This is a genomic window from Arenibaculum pallidiluteum (assembly GCF_017355985.1).
In the GTDB taxonomy this organism is placed as follows: domain Bacteria; phylum Pseudomonadota; class Alphaproteobacteria; order Azospirillales; family Azospirillaceae; genus Arenibaculum; species Arenibaculum pallidiluteum.
Map to the genome: position 1 here is coordinate 221,887 of NZ_JAFIQU010000003.1, position 19,998 is coordinate 241,884.

Here is a 19,998-nt window from a genome sequence, read left to right on the forward strand (position 1 = left end):
CGGTCCCTCATTCTTCTCGGAAGGCCCGGCCCATGCTCTCGGCGATGGGCGCGGTGAAGTAGTCGATGGCGAGGCGTGCCGGGCCGCGGATCATCACCTCGGCCGGCATGCCGGGATACAGCTCCACGCCGTGGGCACCGGCCACCGCCTCGGCGCTGAGGCGGATGCGGGCCTCGAAATACGCGTTGCCGGAGCGCGGGTCTTCGAGCTGATCCGCCGAGACCGCCAGCACGGTCCCATCGATGGGCGGGACGCGACGCTGCTTGTACGCAGTCAGCCGCACCGAGGCGGACTGTCCGACATGCACGACGTCGATGTCCTGGGGCATCACGCGCGCCGTCACGACGAGCTCGTCGTCCTGGGGCACGAGATCGAGGATCGGTGCCCCTTGGGGGATCGCGCCGCCGGGCGTGAAGAAGCGGATGTTGGTGACGCGCCCACCCTGCGGCGCGGTGATCTCGTTGCGGCGCAGGATGTCGGCCGCGCCGCGCAGGCGCTCGGCCAGATCCGCGGCCGTGGTCTGGCTGCGCTGCAACTCGTCCGCGACTTCCGTCGCCCGGGCGCTGCGCAGGTTCAGGATCTCCAGCTCGGCGGTGGCGATCCCCTGCTCGGCCTGGGACTGCTCACCGGCGATCTCGCCGAGGCGGCCCTGCAGCTCGGCAGCCGCGCGCTGGAGCTCCAGGAGCCGCGGCTTGCGCTCATAGCCCTTGTCCAGCAGCGATTTCACGACGCGCAGCTCGTCCTCAGTATAGCGCAGGCGGTCGCGGGTCGCGACGCGCTGCGTACCCAGAGCCACGATCTCTTCCTTGAGCTGGACGATGCGGCGCTGCTGAACGGCCACTTGGCCCTCCAGGGTCCGGCGCCGGGTCTCCAGAAGCTGGCGCTCGGCATCCATGGCCTCGCGCGCGACCGGGGTCGCCTCGGCGGCCTGCAGGATCTCGTCGGGGAAGGCGATGCCGCGGGAATCGGCCTGCTCGGCCCGGAGGCGCGCCGCGCGGGCCAACGCCATCCAGTACTGGGACTGGAGCTGCGCCACGATCGCGCCGCTCTGCGTCGCGTCCAGCCGCAGCAACGGCTGGCCGGGAGCGACCACGTCGCCCTCCCTGACCAGCAGCTCGCGCAGGATGCCACCCTCGAGATGGGAGATCGTCTTGCGGTGGCTGTCGACCATCAGCGTGCCCTGCGCAATGGCCGCGCTGTCCAGCTCGGCGGTCAGGCTCCAGCCCAGGAAGCCGCCGAACCCGATGACGACGGCCACGGTGCCCCACAGGGCGGTGCGGCGCAGCGTCGGCTCGGGCGGCTCCGCGTCGAGCGTGACGTGCCAGGTCTGCACGGCCTGCTTCGTCATCGCTGGTCTCCGGTCTTCACGAGCCGCGCGACAGGCGCTCCGCCGCCGGGAAGGACGGTCCTCATGACCTCGGTGCGCGCGCCAAACCGCTCGACGGCTCCTTCGTTGAGGACCAGGAGCTTGTCTGCGACCGAGATGATGGACGGCCGGTGGGCGACCATGATCACGGTCGTGCCCGCCGCCTTGGCCTGGCCGATCGCGGTGAGCAGCGCCTCCTCGCCGACGTGGTCGAGATTGGAGTTCGGCTCGTCGAGGACGAGCAGGCGCGGCATGCCGAAGAGGGCGCGGGCGAGGGCGATGCGCTGCCGCTGGCCGCCGCTGAGGACGTAGGACCCGTCAGAGACCGGTGTGTCGTAGCCGAACGGCAGCCGGCCGATCATGTCGTGGACACCGGCCATGCGGGCGGCGCGCACCACCGCCGCCGGATCGGCCTCGCCCATGCGGGCGATGTTCTCGCCAACCGTGCCGTCGATCAGCGCCACGCTCTGCGGAACGTAGCCGATGAAGCGGCCGAAGCTCTCGCGTTCCCAGAGGAAGGTGCTGTTGCCGTCGAGATAGGCGCCGCCGCTGGTGGGCTCCCACACGCCGACGATCAGGCGGGCGAGGGTCGACTTCCCGGCGCCCGAGGGTCCGATGATTCCGAGCACCTCGCCCGGCTCGATCTCGAAGCTGACGGACTTCAGCACCGGCCGGTCGACGCCCGGCGGGAAGTAGGTCAGCCGGTCGACCTTGAGCCGCCCTTCGGAGCAGGGAAGTGGCGTCCGGCCGCGGCGCGAGGCCGAGGCACTCAGGAGGTCGCGGACACGTCCGAAGGCCGAGATCGCGAAGACCCACTGGCGCCAGCCGTCGACGAGCTGCTCGATGGGCTGGAGAAGCCTGCCGATCAGGATTCCCGACGCCATCATGCTGCCGGGCGAGGCCTCGTGGTTCAGGACGAGGATCGCACCCGTCGAGATGATCGCGACCTGGAGCATCAGGCGCAGTGAGCGCGAGGCCGAGGCGAGCGCCCGTGCAGTCGTGCTGCCGTCGTCGAGAAGCGCGGACGACCCGGCCTGGCTGCGCTGCCAGCGCCGCCCGAGAGCGGGCAGCATGCCCATGGCCTCGATCGCCTCCGCGTGACGGATGGCGGAGGCGATGTCGGCAAAGGAGCGCGCGGCTGCCTCGTTGGCGGCCGCCATGGGGCGGCGCGTGAGCTGGTCGGTAACGACGCTGACGGCGAGCAGGAGCGCCGCCGCGCCGAGCGCGAGCCCGCCATAGAGCGGGTGCAGCAGGAACAGGATGGCCAGGATCACCGGGCACCAGGCCAGTTCCATCGGGACGATCACGGCACTTCCGGTCATGAAGTTCCGGAGGTCGTTGAGGTCCCGCATGGCCTGGGCGGCATTGCGTCGGCCGCCCGACAGCGTGTCGACGATCGCGGCCTCCAGCGTCGGCACATTGAGGCGCCGCGCGAGCACCGTTCCAGAGATCACGAGGATCCGCGCCCGGATAAAGTCGAGCACGCCATAAAGCGCCAGCCCTCCGACCGCGACGATGGCGAGCATCGCCAGCGTGTCCGTGCTGCGGCTGCTCATCACGCGGTCGTAGACCTGCATCGTGAAGAGCGGGACCACCAGCATCAGGATGCTGACGAATCCGCTGAAAACCGCGACGAGGCCGAGGCCGCCGCCGATCCTGCGCAGCGTTGGGCGCAGGATCGGGTGATCGGGTCCGGACCGCATGTGTCGGTGTGTTGATTCCGCCATGGCCCGCAGGCTGGCCCCGCTGGGTTAATGGATCCTTACTCCTTTCGGGCGCTGCCAAGTCGCCCCAAATATGTAATGTTGGAAGCCAAGTAAAACGTTGCGGAAGAGGCACGGATATGCTCGAAGATTGGTTGTGAAATGTTTCGAGTTTCGAAGCATATTGCGACGTATCTCCGGTGTTCTGTGCCAAAGTTCGGGCGGTTAGGAAGCTCTTAATCGAGGTGGCACTTGGCTGGGACGCTGTCGCACGGCGGTCGCCAGCGACAGCCTGCCGCGGATTCAGTTACGGATTTCGAGGTCCATTGTTTCGATGAATCTCTGAAAACCGATGTAATTTGCGGCCAGTGCTACTTCAAACGCGGTATGGCTCTTTACAAATTTCCAATAATAAAAAGACCCTACTTTCCATACTCCGCCAGCATTGTAGTTGCGGACTTCATCCAGTGCCTCGCGTTGCCCGAATCGACCGGGCGGCCGAGCGCGCCGTCCGGCCCGGACGCCGGAACACAGGAATAGGTGACCGAACATGCCTTCCCCCATGACAATCCTCGTCACCGGCGGCGCCGGTTATGTCGGCAGCCACTGCGTCGCAGCTCTGCTCGAGCGCGGCCATCGCGTGGTGGTCTTCGACAACCTGCGCCAGGGCCATCGCGCCGCAGTGCGGCCCCAGGCGGAGTTCATCCAGGGGGATCTCGCGGACCGGGCGGCACTCGCCTGGCTCTTCGCCGGCCACCGGTTCGATGCCGTGCTGCACTTCGCGGCCCTGTCGCTGGTCGGCGAATCGATGCGCGATCCGCACACCTACCTCCACGACAACGTCGTGAACGCCATGAACCTCGTGCAGGCGATGGTGCGCGCGGGGGTAGGCAAGATCGTGCTGTCCTCGACGGCGGCACTCTTCGGAACGCCCGAGACGATCCCCATCGCCGAGGATGCCGCGATCGATCCCGGCAACCCCTACGGCGAATCGAAGTTCATGATCGAGCGGCTCCTGCACTGGGCGGACCGCTGCCACGGGGTGCGGTCGGCCTGCCTGCGCTACTTCAACGCGGCCGGCGCCCATCCCGACGGCACGCTCGGCGAGGACCACAATCCAGAAACGCACCTGATCCCGCTCGTCCTCGACGCGGCGGCCGGGCGGCGCCCGCACATCGAGATCTTCGGAGACGACTATTCGACGCCCGACGGCACCTGCGTGCGCGACTACGTGCATGTCTGCGACCTTGCCGACGCCCACCTCCTGGCGCTGGACGTGCTCGCCGAGCGGAGCTGCCGATACAACCTCGGGAACGGCCGTGGCTACAGCGTACGCGAGGTGGTCGAGACGGCGGAGCGGGTGACCGGGCTCCGCATCCCGGTACGCATGGGCGCCCGCCGCCCGGGCGATCCGCCCGTGCTGGTGGCCTCGTCCGAGCGCATCAAGGCCGAGCTCGGCTGGCAGCCGCGCTTCCCGGACCTGGAATCGATGGTCCGCACGGCCTGGGAGTGGCGCCGGCGGCATCCGGATGGCTTCCGCGGCGCCGCCGCGGCCCTGGCTGCGGAGTGAGCGATGCGCAGTCAGCAAGCCGGCTTGCCGCGCGCCGACGACAAGTCATGTCAGTGGAAGAGCCGGTGGACGTCGTTCGAGCGTCCATCCGGCGTGACGGAAGCCCGCCCATGACCACCGTCCATCGCCCCGGCCCGACCGACGCCGACCAGCCGCCCCGCGGGGACCAGCTGGAGGCCTATCACGACCTGGCCCGCATCATCGAGCGCATGCATCGCCGCTTCCTCGACGTCGTGCGCGTCGAGCTCGGCCGGTGGGGCCTCGACGACATCAGCCCGGTCCAGGCGCTGATGCTGATGCTGATCGGGCACGACGAGCTGTCTGTGCGCGACCTCATGGAACGCGGCTACTATCTCGGCTCCAACGCCTCCTACAACCTCAAGGGGCTCGTGGAAGGCGGCTATGTCGACCGCGGCGCCTCGCCGCGGGACCGCCGGTCGGCGCGCCTGAAGCTCTCGGAGCGGGGAATCGGCCTTTACGAGAAGCTGCGCCAGCTCGAACAGGTGCAGGCGGAGGCGGTTGTCCGCAGCCGTGAAGACCTCGAGGACCTCGCGACCACCTACCGGGTGCTGCGCCGCCTGGAACGGGCGTGGGGCGACATCATCCGCTACAGCAGCCACGGTCTGGAATGAAGCCATGGAAGCCGTGACGAGCCCACAGAGCCTGACCCCGCTCGGCCCGACCCAGCCGAGCCAGACCTCACCGAGCCCGACTCCTCCGAGTCTGACCAAGTCCGACGTGGACCGCCTGCTGGCGGCGCCTTCGGCGGAGACCAGGATCGAGACCATGCGCAAGCTGGTCGGCGACCTGGAGGCTGGAACCCTCGCGGAGGGGGAGCGGAGCCTTGCCGTCGAGATCCTGCACTGCTTCGCGGCCGACGCCGAGGCGGCCGTGCGCGAAGCCGTAGCATGGCAGATCCACAACAGCCCGCTGCTGACGGTCGACCTTGCCGAGCGCCTCGCGCGGGACGTCGGGCGCGTTGCCTTCCCGGTGCTGCGCCACGTCGAAGGACTCGGCGACGAGTTCCTGCTTCGTGTGCTGGCGGAGCGCGACCTCGGCAAGCAGCTGGCCGTGGCCGGACGCCGGTCCGTCTCGGCGAAGGTGTCCGACGCGCTGATCGGCACCGACAACGTCTCGGTGATCACATGCCTGCTGCGGAATCCCGGCGCCGAGATCGCCGAGCCGGCGCTGCACCGCGCGCTTGATCGCTTCGGCCGGCTGCGCTCGGTCAGCGAGGCGGCCGCGCTCCGTCCGGGCCTGTCTCTGGCGGTGCTGGAGCGTCTGGTGGCCTATGTCTCGGACGGCATCCGCGGTGCGCTGGTCCGCGCCCACGGGCTGTCGCGGGAGCTGGTCGACCGTATGGTCGAGCGCGGCCGCGAAGCCGCGACGATGCTGGTGCTCCGCCCCGTGCTGCGCTCCAACAGCGACGTCGATCTCGTTGCCCGCTGGCTGCAGGTCAATGGGCGGCTGACCCCGACCCTGCTGTTCCGGTGCCTGTGCGCGGGCGATATGGACCTGTTCGCAGCCGGGCTCGCCGAGCGTGCCGGAGTCAGCGTGGAGAACGCGCGTCTCCTGGTATGGGACGACGGGCCGCTCGGGCTCAAGGCGGTGCTTCGGCACGCAGGCATACCGCCCGTGCTGGTGCCACCCTTCCGCGTTGCGGTCGCCGTCGCCAAGGAGCAGGGCTACGGCGGCGGGGATCACGGGCGCGAGGCCTATCAGGCCGAGGTGATCGCCCGCGTCTTCGAAGAGTGCACGCCGACCGACGACTGGGCGGTGGACGACCTGCTGCTGCAGCTCTTCGATCAGAAGTCGGAGGGTGTGATCGACTGCGCCATGGAGCAGGCGGGCCTGCCTTTCGCACCAGTCCGATAGACGGTTTCGCTAGACGGGCGGGCTTCCCCCGTCGGCGCCCGGGGCCTCCTTCGTCAGGAGGCCTTCGGGCGGACGTGGACCGCGTTGGATGCGAAGCGGCAGGCGTCGGACGGCCGCTCGCCGGTCCCGTCGGAGGCGACAGCACCGGGGACCGGGGCATGCTCCGCCGGCCGGGCCAGATCGCTCCGGCGCAGGACGGTCTGCTGCTTGGCCGGATCGCCATGCACGAAGATCCCGTCGGTGACCAAGAAGCTGTCCGGCAGGATCAGCGCCGCGGGCGACTCATCCGCCCACACCCAGGCGGCGACACCCGATTTCCTGGCAGCCCGCAGGGCATGGTCGAAGACGGCCTCGCAGGTCTCGGGGAACAGCCGCTCGATGTCCTGCGCGTTCGCCTTCTCGTCGCGGGTCGCAGCCTCGGGCTCCTGCACCAGGGTCGCGAGCATCAGGAGGCAGGCGAAAACGCCGAGGCAATGTCCGACGATTCCCGACGGTGTGGAGGAGGCTTCAACGAAGCCCAGGAGATACTTGTCCATGAGGCGCTACCGGTCGCGTGTTGCGTTGCAGCATAGATAGCAAAGGATTGCTTTGCGCAACGTTACCGGGGCATCGCTCACGTGCCTCCGCCGCATTCTCTAGCGGCGATGTTGCGGTGCAACAACATCGTTGCCGATTGTCGTGCCCGGGACAATCCGGGCCTCGTTGCGATCCGCCGCGAGGTCAGAGCGGCAGCAGCCCCTGGTCTCGCGCGGCGCCTGCGCGCTCGCGGGCGTATTCCGGCATCGCCTCGCGCACGAGATCGTCCGCGGCCTCGCCCAGCAGCATATCCTCGGCCGCGCCGTCCACGCGCTCGCGGCCGATGTCCAGCAGGACGGGCACCGCGAGGGGCGAGACACGCTCAAGGCCCACATGCCGGATGCGTCCCCGGACACGGCCGAGCATGTCGGAAAGGCGCCGCACGTCGGTCAGGCCGCCCGCGGCGTCCTGGCGTGTCGCCTCCAGCAGGATGTGGCCGGGGTCGTGCTTGCGCAGCACGTCATAGATCAGGTCCGAGCTGAAGGTGACCTGCTTGCCCGTCTTCTCCTGGCCGGGATGACGGCGCTCAATCACTCCTGCGATGACGGCCACGGACCGGAAGGTCCGGCGCAGCATGGCCGATTCGTCCATCCAGGCCTCCAGGTCGTCGCCCAGCATGTCCTGATCGAACAGGGCCTCGAGAGTGCGCGCCGGCTTCAGGCTCCACACGGCGATGGCGTAGTCTGAGGCGACGAAGCCGAGCGGGCCGAGGCCGGCGCGCTCCATGCGCCGCGTCAGCAGCATGCCCAGGGTCTGGTGCGCGTTGCGCCCTTCGAAGGGATAGGCGACGAGATAGTGCTTTCCTCCGCGGGGAAAGCTCTCCACCAGCAGCTCGCCAGGAGCCGGCAGGACCGAGCGCAGGCGCTGGATGCGCAGCCATTCGCGGACATCGCCCGGAAGCTCGCCCCAACGGGCGGGATCGGCCAGCAGCGCGCGCACGCGTTCGGCGAGGCTCGCCGACAGCGGCAGCCTGCCGCCGGCGTAGGCCGGGACCTTGGGATCGCCCGTGCCGCCCCGCGCCACCATCACGGTGGTCTCCTGAATGCCGAGATAGCGCAGGGTCTGGCCCGCGAAGATGAAGGTGTCGCCGGGCACCAGGCCCTGGACGAAATACTCCTCGACCTGGCCGAGGACGGGGCCTCCCTTCACACGAACCTTCAGCGTGACGGCCTCTACGATCGTCCCGACGTTCAGGCGGTACTGCCGGGCGACACGCGCATCGGCAAGCGACCAGCGCCCCTCCGCGTCCGGAAGCAGGCGCCGGAACCGCTCGTAGGCGCGCAGCGCGTATCCGCCGCTCGCGACGAAGTCGAGGACGCGGTCGAACGCCGCGCGCGACAGGCCGGCATAGGGAGCCGCCGAGGTCACTTCCCCGAACATGGCGTCCGCCTCGAACGGCGCCGCGCAGGCCATGCCCAGCAGGTGCTGGGCGAGCACGTCCAGCCCGCCTGCGCGCGGCGGCTGGCCGTCCAGCTCGCCGTCGCGCACCGCCTCCAGGGCGGCGCGGCACTCCAGCACCTCGAAGCGGTTCGCCGGGACGAGCAGCGCCCGGCTGGGCTCGTCCAGGCGATGGTTTGCGCGGCCGATCCGTTGGACCAGCCGGCTCGACCCCTTGGGCGCGCCGATCTGCACGACCAGGTCGACGGCCGCCCAGTCGATTCCGAGGTCGAGCGAGCTCGTCGCGACAACGGCGCGCAGGGCGCCGCGCGCCATGGCGGCCTCGACCTTACGGCGCTGCTCGGCCGAGAGGCTGCCGTGGTGCAGGGCGATTGGAAGGCCGTCGGCGTTGAGCTTCCAGAGTTCCTGGAACACGATCTCGGCCTGGGCGCGTGTGTTCACGAAGACCAGCGTCGTGCCGGCGCCGCGGATCCGCTCGTAGACCTCGGGCAGGGCGTGGGTCGCCATGTGCCCTGCCCAGGGAAGCCGCCCGGCGTTGCGCAGGACCTCCACCTCGGCGCGCGCCCCCGAGCGCCCGAGGACGAGGCGGACCTCGTCGGAGAGCCCGGGTCCCGAGCGCCCGCTGCGCGACAGCCAGGCGACGAGGTCGTCGGGAGACGCGACGGTGGCCGAGAGGCCGAACCGGCGTGACTGGGGCGCGAGCCGCGCGAGGCGCGCAAGGCCCAGGGCCAGCAGCTCGCCCCGCTTGGTCCCGGCCAGGGCGTGCAGCTCGTCGATCACGACCCGCCGCAGGCCCCCGAAGATCTCCGCCGCCTCGGGGTAGGAGATCATCAGCGCCAGGCTCTCCGGCGTCGTCATCAGGATCTGGGGCGGACGGCTGCGCTGGCGGCCGCGCTTCGCCTGGGGAGTGTCGCCCGTGCGGCTCTCGGCGCGGATCGGCAGGCGCAGCTCGGCGATCGGTGTCTCGAGGTTGCGCTGGATGTCGACGGCAAGCGCCTTCAGCGGCGAGATGTAGAGCGTGTGCAGTCCATCCCGGGGGCGCTCCGAAAGTTCTACGAGGCTCGGCAGGAAGCCGGCCAGGGTCTTGCCGCCTCCCGTCGGGGCGATCAGCAGCGCACTCGCCCCGGAAGCAGCGGCCTCCAGCATGCGGAGCTGGTGCTCGTGCGGGCGCCAGCCCCGGCTCTTGAACCAGCCGTGGAAGAGGGGCGGCAGCAGGTCGGGCAGGGAAGCGTCCTCGGGCATCGTTCCGCAATATGGGATCGGCGCCGCCGATCGGGTATGCCGCAGGTGAGCAGGTATGCCGCCGCCGCGCAGTCCGCTAGGCTTGGACGACAGCATCGAAAATCCGGAGGACCCATGGCCTCGCGACGCGGCGACGCTCCTATTGGCCTGATCTCCGCCATACCTCAGGAGATCTCTCATTTCGGCGAGGCCTTTCAGGAGGCGGATGTGGCGGAGATCGGCGGGCTCGCCTTCCGGTCGGGCGCGTTGGGCGGGCGGGCGGCGGTCCTGGTGGAGGCCGGGATCGGCAAGGTCAATGCGGCGATCGTCTCGACGGTGCTGTGCCGCGAGTTCGGTGCGCGTGTGCTGCTGTTCTCCGGGGTCGCGGGTGGGCTCGATCCGGCCCTCGGCATCGGGGACGTGGTTGTGGCGCGCACCTTGATACAGCACGACTACGGCGCCATGGTGGGCGAGCGGCTGAGGACCTATCAGCCCGGAGCCGTGCCGCTGCCCGGGGTTGACGACAGCCACGGCTACCATCTGGACGCGGCCCTCGAACAGAAGCTGCGGTCGGCGCTGGACGGCGTCTCCCTGCCAGGCCTGTCGGCTGCCGCGACCGGCGGCGCACCGCGCCAGCCGGCCATCCATTTCGGCACGGTCGTGACGGGGGATGCCTTCGTGAACTGCGAGGCGACGCGCCTGCGCCTGTTCGAGCAGTTCAGCGCCCAGGCCGTCGAGATGGAGGGCGCGGCCGTCGCCCAGGTCGCGGAGAGGTTCGCCGTGCCATGCGTGGTGGTGCGGGCGCTCAGCGATCTCGCGGGCGCCGAAAGCCACATGGACTTCGGCAGCTTCGTCCATGACGCCGCCGCCGGCGCGGCGCAGCTGATGCGACGGATCGCTGCGGCGCTCTGACGGCCGGAGGCATCCCTTCCTGCCGCTGTGGACAGTGGGCCGCCGTCCACGGTACAAGCGGCGGTCCAAAATGGGCGTCCGCGCCCCAGATAATGCTGTGGCAGGCCACGCAGCGCTCCGGGAAACCGCACCGTCATGCAGACCGTCAACGACATCCGCTCCGTCTTCCTGAACTACTTCGGCCGGAACGGTCACGAGATCGTCGAATCCAGCCCGCTCGTTCCGCGGAACGATCCGACGCTGATGTTCACCAACGCCGGCATGGTGCAGTTCAAGAACGTCTTTACGGGCGCGGAGGCGCGGCCCTATTCGCGGGCCACGACGGCGCAGAAATGCGTCCGGGCCGGCGGCAAGCACAACGACCTCGACAATGTCGGATACACGGCCCGGCACCACACATTCTTCGAGATGCTCGGCAACTTCTCGTTCGGCGACTACTTCAAGGACGTCGCGATCGAGCTCGCGTGGAACCTCGTCACGCGGGAGTTCGGCCTGAATCCCGAGCGCCTCATGGTCACGGTCTATGCCGACGACGACGAGGCCTTCGGTCTCTGGCGCAAGATCGCCGGCCTTCCCGAGCAGAAGATCGTCCGCATCGCCACCGACGACAACTTCTGGCGGATGGGCGACACCGGACCCTGTGGCCCCTGCTCGGAGATCTTCTACGACCACGGCCCCCATGTGGCCGGTGGCCCGCCGGGCAGCGCCGATGCGGACGGGGACCGGTTCATCGAAATCTGGAACCTCGTCTTCATGCAGTTCGAGCAGGTCTCGCCGGACAAGCGCATCGCGTTGCCGAAGCCCTCGATCGACACCGGTGCCGGCCTCGAGCGCGTTGCGGCCGTCCTGCAGGGCAAGCACGACAACTACGACATCGACCTGATGCGCGCGCTGATCGTCGCTTCCGCGGACGCGACGCGTACTTCGCCGGACGGGCCCAAGGCGGTCTCCCACCGTGTGATCGCCGACCATCTGCGCGCGAGCAGCTTCCTGATCGCCGATGGCGTGACGCCGTCCAACGAGGGCCGCGGCTACGTGCTGCGCCGGATCATGCGCCGGGCCATGCGCCATGCGCACATGCTCGGCGCGCGCGACCCGCTGATGTATCGGCTGGTCCCGGCCCTGATCCAGCAGATGAGCCAGGCCTATCCCGAGCTGGTGCGCGCGCAGCCGCTGATCACCGAGACGCTCAAGCTGGAGGAGACCCGCTTCAAGCAGACTCTGGAGCGAGGGCTGAAGCTGCTGGAGGACGAGCTGGCGACGCTCGGCGGCGACCAGCCGCTGCCCGGCGAGACGGCGTTCAAGCTCTACGATACCTATGGCTTCCCGGTTGACCTGACGCAGGACGTGCTGCGCGGGCAGGGGCGGGCGGTCGATGTGGACGGCTTCAATGCCGCCATGCAGCGCCAGCGCGAGGAGGCCCGGCGGAACTGGGCTGGATCGGGCGAGGCGGCGACCGAGCGACTGTGGTTCGAGCTCCGCGACGAGCTCGGCGCCACGGAGTTCCTGGGCTATGACGCAGAGACCGCCGAGGGGCAGGTCCTGGCGCTCGTGCGCGGCGGCGCCCGGATCCAGGAAGCGCGCGCAGGCGAGGACGTCCAGGTGATCGTGAACCAGACGCCTTTCTATGCGGAGTCCGGCGGCCAGGTCGGGGACAGCGGCGTGATGTTCAGTGCCGAGGGCACCGAGGTGGCAGTCGCCGACACCCAGAAGAAGCTCGGCCAGCTCTGGGTGCACGAGTCCCGGGTGACCCGGGGCACGCTGAAGGTCGGCGACATCGTCGAGATGCGCGTGGACGAGCGGCGCAGGGGCGCCATCCGCGCCAACCACTCGGCGACCCACCTGCTGCACGAGGCGCTGCGCCGGCGCCTGGGCGAGCACGTCACCCAGAAGGGCTCGCTGGTGGCGCCGGACCGGCTGCGCTTCGACATCAGCCAACCGACCCCGCCCTCGGCTGCGGACCTGGAGGCCGTCGAGGAGGAGGTCAACCGCCGGATCGTCGGCAACAGCGAGGTTGTGACCCGGCTGATGTCGCCCGACGAGGCGCGCGGCATGGGCGCCATGGCGCTGTTCGGAGAGAAGTACGGGGACGAGGTCCGCGTCGTCTCCATGGGCGGCCGCGATCCCGAGGCCAACCGCGATTTCTCGATCGAACTCTGCGGCGGCACCCACGTCCGGCGCACCGGCGACATCGGGCTGTTCAAGATCGTCTCGGAAGGGGCGGTCGCGGCGGGCGTGCGGCGCGTCGAGGCGCTGACCGGGCAGGGCGCGCTCGCCTATCTCAACGAGCAGGAGGAGCGTCTGCAGAAGGCGGCGGGCGCGCTGAACGTGCCGGTGGCCGAGGTGCCCGCGCGCGTGACGGCGCTGGTCGAGGAACGTCGCCGGCTCGAGCGCGAGCTGGCCGAGATGCGCAAGCAGCTCGCCCTTGCGGGATCCTCCGGGGGCGGTGCGCAGGCGGCCGCCGAGGAGCGCGAGGTCAACGGCGTCAGGTTCGCGGCGCGCGTGCTCGAGGGGTTCCCGGCCAAGGATCTGAAGCCGCTGGCGGACGAGATGAAGAAGAAGCTGGGCTCGGGCGTGGTCGCCCTGGTCGCCGTCGATGCCGGCAAGGCGTCGCTGGTGGTCGGCGTGACGCCGGACCTGACCGCGCGCTTCGACGCCGTCGAGCTGGTCAAAGCCGGGTCCCTCGCCGTCGGCGGCAAGGGCGGCGGCGGCCGTCCCGACATGGCCCAGGCGGGCGGCCCCGACGGCGCCAGGGCCGACGAGGCGGTGGCGGCCATCGAGAAGGCGCTGGCCGCCGCGTGATGCCGGCTGCCCGGCATCGTTGAATGCGAAGGGGGGCGGGCCCGCGGGACCGCCCCTTTTTTCATCGGGAATCGGCAAGGGAGGGGCTGGATGGCCTTCGCGGGAACCGACACCTACGTTGCGACCGACGACCTGCGGGTCGCCGTGAACGCCGCGATTGCGCTCCAGCGTCCGCTGCTGGTGAAGGGCGAGCCCGGCACGGGGAAGACCGTACTGGCGCAGGAGATCGCCAAGGCGCTGGGCCGGCCGCTGCTGACCTGGCACATCAAGTCGACGACCAGGGCGCAGCAGGGGCTGTACGAGTACGACGCGGTCAGCCGCCTGCGCGACGGGCAGCTCGGCGACGAGCGGGTGCGCGACATCGCCAACTACATCCGCCGCGGCAAGCTCTGGGAAGCCTTCGAGGCCGAGGAGCCGCCGGTCCTGCTGATCGACGAGATCGACAAGGCCGACATCGAGTTCCCGAACGACCTCCTCCAGGAGCTCGATCGCATGGAGTTCTTTGTCTACGAGACCGGGCAAACCGTGCGGGCCCGGCAGCGGCCCGTGGTCGTGATCACCTCCAACAACGAGAAGGAGCTTCCGGACGCCTTCCTGCGGCGCTGCTTCTTCCACTACATCCGTTTCCCCGATCCCGAGACCATGGAGCGCATCGTCGCCGTGCACTTTCCGGACCTGAAGAAGGAGCTGCTGCGCGACGCGCTCGGCATGTTCTATGAGGTCCGCGAGATACCCGGCCTCAGGAAGCGCCCATCGACGTCCGAGCTTCTGGACTGGATCCGCCTGCTGCTGGTGGAGGACGTCAGTCCCGAGACGCTGCGGGCCCGCGACCCCGGCAAGCTCGTGCTGCCGCTGCACGGCGCGCTCCTGAAGAACGAGCAGGACGTGATGCTGTTCGAGCGGCTGGCCTTCCTGGCGCGCCGCGATTCCCGCTGAAGCCGGCGGGCCGGCCATGTTCACCCGGTTCTTCTACGAGCTCAGGCAGGTCGGGGTCCCGGTCTCCCTGCGGGAATACCTGACGCTCCTCGAGGCCATGAAGGCCGGCGTCGCCGCCTACGATGCCGAGGGATTCTACTATCTCGCCCGTGCCGCCCTGGTGAAGGACGAGCGACATCTCGACCGTTTCGATCAGGTCTTCGCGGCCGTGTTCAAGGGCCTTGCGCGCGAGGACGGGACCGCGGACGGCGGGATCCAGGCCGAGATCCCCGCGGACTGGCTGCGCAGGATCGCCGAGCGCATCCTGACCGAGGAGGAGAAGCGCCAGGTGCAGGCGCTGGGCGGCTGGGACAAGCTGATGGAGACACTGGCCGAGCGCCTGGCGGAGCAGCGCGGCCGCCACCAGGGCGGGAGCAAGTGGATCGGCACCGGCGGCACCTCGCCCTTCGGCGCCTATGGCTACAATCCGGAGGGGCTTCGCATCGGCCAGGACGCAGGCCGCAACCGGCGGGCCGTGAAGGTCTGGGACCGGCGAGAGTTCCGAAACCTCGACGACGGGCTCGAGATCGGCACTCGGAACATCAAGGTGGCGCTGCGCAGGCTGCGCCGGTTCGCCCGCACCGGTGCGGCCGACGTGCTGGATCTCGACGGCACGGTCCGCGCCACCGCCAGCAACGCCGGCTGGCTGGACTTGAAGCTGGTGCCGGAGCGCCGCAATAGCGTGAAGGTGCTGCTGTTCCTGGACGTCGGCGGCTCGATGGACGACCACGTGCGGCTGTGCGAGGAGCTCTTCTCCGCCGCGAGGGCGGAGTTCAAGCATCTCGAGCACTTCTACTTCCACAACTGCGTCTATGAGAGCGTCTGGCGCGACAACCGCCGCCGCGGCGAGCGCATCCCGACCCTGGAGGTGCTGCGCACATACGGGGCCGACTACAGGCTGGTGATCGTCGGCGATGCGGCCATGAGCCCCTACGAGATCGTCCGGGCCGGGGGCAGCGTCGAGCACTGGAACGACGAACCGGGCCAGGTCTGGCTGCAGCGGCTTCTGGCTGCCTGGGAGCATGCGGTCTGGCTGAATCCGACGCCGCAGCGGCACTGGGACTACACGGAGTCCACCCGGATCGTGCGGCGGCTGGTCGCGGACCGCATGTTCCCGCTGACCATTGAGGGCCTGGACCGGGCCATGCGCGCTCTGATGACAGGGTAGGGCGGGGGTTTCCACGACCGGGTTGCCCCACAATGTCAACGTCTTGTCACCGCGCCTTAATGTAATGTCTTAGCTGGACGGTCGAAGGCCGTCTGATGCGGCGGTGGGACATGAATCGGACAGCAGGACAACCTATCCACAAGAAAGTGGGTCTAACCCCCTGGAGTTCCTCCCGCCCATCTGGTAGTGTGTTGGTCCGTCGGCACTATATGTAGTGACCCCTCCTCGGTGAAGCGCAATGGCTTCGATGATCCACACGGACCGACGCAATAACAGGGACGGAAGAGTGGAGAGACGTGGATGAGTTGGACCGATGAGAAGGTCGATCGCCTCAGGGAGCTCTGGGGACAGGGCATGAGCGCGAGCGAGATCGCCGACCTCCTGGGCGAGGTCACCCGCAACGCCGTGATCGGCAAGGCGCACCGGCTCGGTCTTTCCGGACGCCCGTCGCCGATCAAGAAGAAGCCGACGCGCGGGGCGACGATCCTTGCGCTTACCGAGCGCATGTGCAAATGGCCGGTCGGCGACCCCAAGCACCCGGATTTCCATTTCTGCGGCAAGACAGCCCATCCCGGCTTGCCCTATTGCGGCGAGCATGCCGCCCTGGCCTACCAGCCGAGCACGAAGAAGCGCGACGACGAGCGCAAGTTCATCGTCGCCTAACCTTAATCCTCGGCTGATCTCGGCCGGAGCTGGAGACGACGGAGCCCGCGCCCACAGGCGCGGGCTTCTTCCATTTCCAGGCTGCGCCCCGTTCCAGGGTGCGCTCGGCGCCGCCGCCCGAGGAGAATGCAGCCGACAGGCTGTCGGCGGGCACGAAAAAAGGGCGGCCGCGCTGCGGCCGCCCCTGCACAGGCGCGGATCTGTCGGGGAGCCTCAGCTCCAGGACGCCATGGCCGCCTTCAGGTTCTCGTCGAGCTTGTCGAGGAACTGGCGGGTGGTCATCCAGGGCTGCTCAGGGCCGATCAGGATCGCGAGATCCTTGGTCATGTGCCCGGCCTCGACGGTGTCGACGCAGACGCGCTCCAGCGTCTCGGCGAAGCGCGTGACGTCCGGGGTGTCGTCGAAGCGGCCACGATAGGCCAGGCCCTGCGTCCAGGCGAAGATCGAGGCGATCGGGTTGGTCGAGGTCTCGCGGCCCTTCTGGTGCTCGCGATAGTGCCGGGTCACCGTGCCGTGGGCAGCCTCGGCCTCGACGGTCTTGCCGTCGGGCGTCAGCAGGACCGAGGTCATCAGGCCGAGCGAGCCGAAGCCCTGCGCGACCGTGTCGGACTGCACGTCGCCGTCGTAGTTCTTGCACGCCCAGACGAATGCGCCTTCCCACTTCAGGGCGGAGGCGACCATGTCGTCGATCAGACGGTGCTCGTAGGTGATGCCGGCCTGCGAGAAGGCGTCCTTGAACTCCTTCTCGAAGATTTCCTCGAACAGGTCCTTGAAGCGCCCGTCATAGGCCTTGAGGATCGTGTTCTTGGTCGAGAGGTACACCGGGAGCTTGCGGGCAAGGCCGTAGTTGAAGCAGGCGCGGGCGAAGCCGGCGATGCTCTCGTCGACGTTGTACATGCCCATGGCCACGCCCGAATCCTTGAAGTCGTAGACCTCGTGGGTGATCGGGGCGCCGCCGTCGGCGGGCTGGAAGGTCATGGTCAGCTTGCCCGGGCCCGGCACCTTGAAGTCGGTGGCGCGGTACTGGTCGCCGAAGGCGTGGCGGCCGATGATGATCGGCTTCGTCCATCCCGGCACCAGGCGGGGCACGTTGCGGCAGATGATGGGCTCGCGGAAGACCGTGCCGCCCAGGGCGTTGCGGATCGTGCCGTTGGGCGACTTCCACATCTTCTTGAGGTTGAACTCCTTCACCCGGGCCTCGTCCGGGGTGATGGTCGCGCACTTCACGCCCACGCCGTAGCGCTTGATCGCCTCGGCCGACTCGATGGTCACCCGGTCCTCGGTGCGGTCGCGCTCCTCGATCCCGAGGTCGAAGTACTTCAGGTCGACGTCGAGATAGGGAAGGATCAGCTTGTCCTTGATGAACTGCCAGATGATGCGGGTCATCTCGTCGCCGTCGAGCTCGACGACGGGGTTCTTGACCTTGATTTTCGCCATGGGTTCGGGTCTCCCGGTTTGGGCGAGGTCCATTTCTTGGGGGAAGGGCGTGTGGCCGCGACCAGTGCGGCGCTGCTTATAGCACCGAGGGCGGCCGCACAGAAGTCACAGAGTGCGCGCGGCGACGCCGCGTCACAGCCACTTTTCCTTGGGGTCCACCGTGGGCGCGGGCGCCCGGGCGAGCTCGGCGAAGACCTCCTCGACCTCGGAGACGACCGTGTAAAGGTCGCGGTGCTCGGGTCTCGCGAAGCCACTGTCGATCAGGTGCTCCACGAGCTTCAGGAGCGGGTCCCAGTAGCCCCGGGTGTTGAGCACCACTACGGGCTTGTCGTGCAGGCGAAGCTGGCGCCAAGTCAGGATCTCGAAAGCCTCGTCCAGCGTTCCCAGCCCCCCGGGGAGCACGATGAAGGCGTCGGAGCGCTCGACCATCATGCGCTTGCGCGTGTGCATGCTGTCGACCACCAGCAGCTCGGACAGCGTCTGGTGCCCGACCTCCTTGCTCTGCAGGTGCTCGGGGATGATGCCGACGACGCGGCCGCCCGCGGCCAGCGCGGCATCCGCCGCGATGCCCATCAGCCCGACCCGTCCGCCGCCGTAGACGAGCTGCATGCCGCGCTCGGCGATGGCGGTGCCCATGGCGTGCGCCGCCTGCTGATAGATCTCGTCCACCCGGCTGCTCGAGCCGCAATAGACGCAAAGGGAGCGGATCTCGCCCATCGCCATCTCCAAGGAAACCGTACCGGGGAGTTACGCCATCGGACCGTTTCCGGGCAAGCGGGGATCCATCCTTTGCCCTTTGCGCAATCCGTCTGTACAATCGTCACAGAAATTCAACACGGAGCCACGGCCATGAGGTCTCGCGCGGTTCTTGCCGCGGCGGCGGCGGTCACGGCTTTAGGCATCGGCTGGTACATCTCCTCGTACCCGCAGGCGCCCCCGGCGGCGCATACGGCCGCACATGCGGATGCCGGGGCTGCCTCCGTCCTGCCGGCTCCAGCAGCGGCACCAAAGCCCGCCGCGCCCGCAGCTCCCAGCCCTCCCAGCTTCGACGTGGTCAGCGTCGCGCCCGACGGATCCGCGGTGCTGGCCGGGCGTGCCGAGCCCCAGTCGACGGTCACGGTGCTGGACGGCGACCGGACCGTCGGAAGCGCGACGGCCGACCGCCGCGGCGAGTGGGTCCTGATCCCGGCCGAGCCGCTCGGACAGGGGGCGCGGGAGCTCGGTATCGTTGCGCAGAGCCAGGACGGCACGCCGCGGCGATCCGAGCAGATGGCCGTGGTGGTGGTGCCCGACCGCAGGGATGGTCGCGGCGAGGCGCCCGTTGCCGTTGCGGTGCCATCGGGCGCCGGGCCGGCCGAGCTGCTCCAGGGCCCGGCCGTCAAGGGCGTGACGCTGGACGTCGTCGAGTACGACGCCCAGGGCTCGCTGGCCGTCGGAGGCCGGACAGAACCGGGGGCCGAGGTTGCGCTGTCGCTGGACGGGCGCGAGATCGGCCGCACGCGCGCCGATGCCGCCGGACGCTGGCGCGCGGAGCCGGAGGCGCCGATCGCGCCCGGGATCTACCGCATGGAGGCGCAGCGCATCGAGGGCGGCCGTGCGACCGCCCGGGCCTCGATCCCGTTCCAGATGGCCTCGGTCCTGGAGGCGGATGCCGGCGCCGGCCGCGTGGTCGTGCAGCCCGGCAACAGCCTTTGGCGCATTGCGCGGCGCAGCTATGGGGCCGGCCTGCGCTACGTCGAGATCTACCACGCCAACCGCGACCGCATCGGGGATCCGGACCTGATCTTCCCCGGGCAGGTGCTGGCCCTGCCCGAGACCGCCGGGGCCCCGCCTCAGAGATAGTCCGCGAGGATCCGCACGTAAGGCCGAGCTTCCTGCACGAAGAGCAGGACCTCGTACACCATGGAGTCGACGGTCATCGGCTCGGCGGAGATCGTCTCGCCGATCACCAGGATCTTCTGGCTGGGGTCGACGACGAAGCAGGCGCGTTCGAGGCCCCGGGCGGCTCGCAGTACCGAAAGCACGCCGCGCCGCTGCTCCGGGGCCTGGGCCGTGTACGGCACGTAGCCGAGCTCGGCCCAGATGCGGAACCGCGTGAACGAACCCTCGTCCGTCGTCTCAGGGCTCAGGGTCACGTGGTAGAGCAGGTCGTCGAGCTGGAAGCGCTGGTTGGACGGGCGCGGGGACTCGTGAATTCCGAGCAGACCGTCCGGCGTCACATGGACCGTACCGATCTGGAGCGGCAGGGCGACGTTCGCGACGTCGGCGAGCGGGGGCATTATCTTCTCCGCGGGGGCGGTCCTGTCGAAGCTAGGACTTTCTCGGCTTAATA

17 protein-coding genes are annotated in these 19,998 nt (G+C 69.2%); 9 read left to right on the forward strand and 8 right to left on the reverse strand.

The window, feature by feature from the left end; translation table 11 throughout:
- Nucleotides 1-7: 7 nt before the first annotated feature.
- From JUB13_RS08135 to JUB13_RS08145, 3 genes are all read right to left on the reverse strand, one after another.
- Nucleotides 8-1,348 carry an HlyD family type I secretion periplasmic adaptor subunit gene (locus tag JUB13_RS08135; protein ID WP_207478302.1) on the reverse strand — a complete coding sequence of 447 codons (1,341 nt, stop codon included), beginning with the start codon at nucleotides 1,346-1,348 and terminating at the stop codon, nucleotides 8-10.
- The gene (locus JUB13_RS08140; RefSeq protein WP_207478303.1) at nucleotides 1,345-3,069 is read right to left on the reverse strand and encodes a type I secretion system permease/ATPase; all 1,725 of its coding nucleotides are present in this window, start codon (nucleotides 3,067-3,069) and stop codon (nucleotides 1,345-1,347) included. Before JUB13_RS08140 ends, JUB13_RS08135 begins: the two co-directional genes overlap by 4 nt.
- Nucleotides 3,070-3,372: 303 nt before the next feature.
- Entirely contained in the window at nucleotides 3,373-3,633 is a 261-nt protein-coding gene (locus tag JUB13_RS08145) for a hypothetical protein (protein ID WP_207478676.1), read from the reverse strand.
- Between JUB13_RS08145 and galE the strand changes: the two genes are divergently transcribed.
- The 3 genes from galE to JUB13_RS08160 all read left to right on the forward strand — a co-directional run bounded on the left by galE (nucleotide 3,632) and on the right by JUB13_RS08160 (nucleotide 6,514).
- On the forward strand, nucleotides 3,632-4,639 hold the full coding sequence (galE, locus tag JUB13_RS08150) for a UDP-glucose 4-epimerase GalE (RefSeq protein ID WP_236024820.1): 1,008 nt from the start codon (nucleotides 3,632-3,634) through the stop codon (nucleotides 4,637-4,639). The genes JUB13_RS08145 and galE overlap by 2 nt on opposite strands.
- Nucleotides 4,640-4,749: 110 nt before the next feature.
- Nucleotides 4,750-5,271, forward strand: a complete 522-nt coding sequence (locus JUB13_RS08155; RefSeq protein ID WP_207478305.1) for a MarR family winged helix-turn-helix transcriptional regulator — start codon at nucleotides 4,750-4,752, stop codon at nucleotides 5,269-5,271.
- Between the two features lie 4 nt (nucleotides 5,272-5,275).
- A complete protein-coding gene (locus JUB13_RS08160) occupies nucleotides 5,276-6,514 on the forward strand; it encodes a DUF2336 domain-containing protein (RefSeq protein ID WP_207478306.1) in 1,239 nt (412 codons plus the stop codon).
- Nucleotides 6,515-6,567: 53 nt separating this feature from the next.
- Here the strand turns inward: JUB13_RS08160 and JUB13_RS08165 are convergent, their stop codons facing one another.
- Complete coding sequence (locus tag JUB13_RS08165; protein WP_207478307.1) at nucleotides 6,568-7,050, reverse strand: hypothetical protein; 483 nt, start codon at nucleotides 7,048-7,050, stop codon at nucleotides 6,568-6,570.
- A gap of 184 nt (nucleotides 7,051-7,234) precedes the next feature.
- Complete coding sequence (locus tag JUB13_RS08170) at nucleotides 7,235-9,730, reverse strand: ligase-associated DNA damage response DEXH box helicase (protein WP_207478308.1); 2,496 nt, start codon at nucleotides 9,728-9,730, stop codon at nucleotides 7,235-7,237.
- Between the two features lie 114 nt (nucleotides 9,731-9,844).
- Between JUB13_RS08170 and JUB13_RS08175 the strand changes: the two genes are divergently transcribed.
- The 5 genes from JUB13_RS08175 (at nucleotide 9,845) to JUB13_RS08195 (ending at nucleotide 16,229) form a co-directional block, all read left to right on the forward strand.
- Entirely contained in the window at nucleotides 9,845-10,621 is a 777-nt protein-coding gene (locus JUB13_RS08175; RefSeq protein ID WP_207478309.1) for a 5'-methylthioadenosine/adenosylhomocysteine nucleosidase, read from the forward strand.
- Nucleotides 10,622-10,756: 135 nt separating this feature from the next.
- Nucleotides 10,757-13,423, forward strand: a complete 2,667-nt coding sequence (alaS, locus tag JUB13_RS08180; protein WP_207478310.1) for an alanine--tRNA ligase — start codon at nucleotides 10,757-10,759, stop codon at nucleotides 13,421-13,423.
- Nucleotides 13,424-13,513: 90 nt separating this feature from the next.
- Nucleotides 13,514-14,359 carry an AAA family ATPase gene (locus tag JUB13_RS08185; RefSeq protein WP_207478311.1) on the forward strand — a complete coding sequence of 282 codons (846 nt, stop codon included), beginning with the start codon at nucleotides 13,514-13,516 and terminating at the stop codon, nucleotides 14,357-14,359.
- Nucleotides 14,360-14,375: 16 nt separating this feature from the next.
- The gene (locus JUB13_RS08190; protein ID WP_207478312.1) at nucleotides 14,376-15,566 is read left to right on the forward strand and encodes a vWA domain-containing protein; all 1,191 of its coding nucleotides are present in this window, start codon (nucleotides 14,376-14,378) and stop codon (nucleotides 15,564-15,566) included.
- A 300-nt stretch (nucleotides 15,567-15,866) separates the two neighbouring features.
- Entirely contained in the window at nucleotides 15,867-16,229 is a 363-nt protein-coding gene (locus JUB13_RS08195; protein ID WP_207478313.1) for a GcrA family cell cycle regulator, read from the forward strand.
- A gap of 213 nt (nucleotides 16,230-16,442) precedes the next feature.
- Here JUB13_RS08195 and JUB13_RS08200 read toward each other — a convergent pair whose 3' ends face one another.
- Both JUB13_RS08200 and JUB13_RS08205 read right to left on the reverse strand, forming a co-directional pair.
- A complete protein-coding gene (locus tag JUB13_RS08200; protein ID WP_207478314.1) occupies nucleotides 16,443-17,666 on the reverse strand; it encodes an NADP-dependent isocitrate dehydrogenase in 1,224 nt (407 codons plus the stop codon).
- A gap of 132 nt (nucleotides 17,667-17,798) precedes the next feature.
- Entirely contained in the window at nucleotides 17,799-18,383 is a 585-nt protein-coding gene (locus tag JUB13_RS08205) for an LOG family protein (RefSeq protein WP_207478315.1), read from the reverse strand.
- A gap of 132 nt (nucleotides 18,384-18,515) precedes the next feature.
- Between JUB13_RS08205 and JUB13_RS08210 the strand changes: the two genes are divergently transcribed.
- Nucleotides 18,516-19,508, forward strand: coding sequence for an Ig-like domain-containing protein (locus JUB13_RS08210; RefSeq protein ID WP_207478316.1), 993 nt, complete (start codon nucleotides 18,516-18,518; stop codon nucleotides 19,506-19,508).
- Here the strand turns inward: JUB13_RS08210 and JUB13_RS08215 are convergent.
- On the reverse strand, nucleotides 19,499-19,945 hold the full coding sequence (locus tag JUB13_RS08215) for a hypothetical protein (RefSeq protein WP_207478317.1): 447 nt from the start codon (nucleotides 19,943-19,945) through the stop codon (nucleotides 19,499-19,501). The two genes, JUB13_RS08210 and JUB13_RS08215, sit on opposite strands and share 10 nt — an antisense overlap.
- Nucleotides 19,946-19,998: the final 53 nt, after the last annotated feature.